The sequence below is a fragment of the uncultured Formosa sp. genome, from assembly GCF_947500765.1.
In the GTDB taxonomy this organism is placed as follows: Bacteria; Bacteroidota; Bacteroidia; order Flavobacteriales; family Flavobacteriaceae; genus Formosa.
Window position 1 is genome coordinate 1 of record NZ_CANMTH010000059.1, and the last position, 638, is coordinate 638.

Genomic DNA, 638 nt, shown 5'->3' on the forward strand with positions numbered 1-638 from the left:
AACGTGTTTGTATATGGTTTGTTGCGTGGTTTAGGCACTAAAGTTAGTAAATAAAAACCGAATAGAAAATCCGAGAGGATTTTCGTAAGTAGGCTAGAACTAGCAATAAATTATATACGGTGTTAGCCTACGTTATTTTTTATCAGTCCAGCATTTTTCATAATTCCGATTGCTTTTTCTGTTTCGCTTGTTCCATCAGTCAATGAACCAGGAAGCATAATAAGTCGACTTTTTATTTTTCCGTCATTCTGTTTAAAGTTCACTTTAAAATAACTTCTGGTCAAAAACTTTTTAGCAGGCTTAAATTCCACGCTTTTAATTTTATTCCGTTCAATAATTGGTGTTGCACTCAAGTTGATACTTTTAATCAGACTATACACTAGATAAATTCCAATTCCGCAATAAACAGCAAATTCAATCCAATCTTCTTTGACTATTTTAGTGTAAGCCATATATAATAGAAAAATTGCCATAATTCCATAAATACCTAATATTCGATATATACTTTTTCCAGTTGTCAATTCCGCCACATTTCCGATAATTCCGTCACGAGTCAGAATAATTTTGTCTTCTGTAATGTGACAAAATCCAGTTTTAGTTTTAAATGTTTGTTCGGTTTTCATTAATGTAGGCTAACG

At 32.0% G+C, this 638-nt stretch carries 1 protein-coding gene; it reads right to left on the reverse strand.

Annotated features, from left to right (window positions below; all coding sequences use genetic code 11):
- Positions 1 to 122 precede the first annotated feature (122 nt).
- Entirely contained in the window at positions 123 to 623 is a 501-nt protein-coding gene (locus tag Q1B05_RS18600) for a phosphoribosylaminoimidazolesuccinocarboxamide synthase (RefSeq protein ID WP_299782968.1), read from the reverse strand.
- Between the last annotated feature and the right edge of the window lie 15 nt (positions 624 to 638).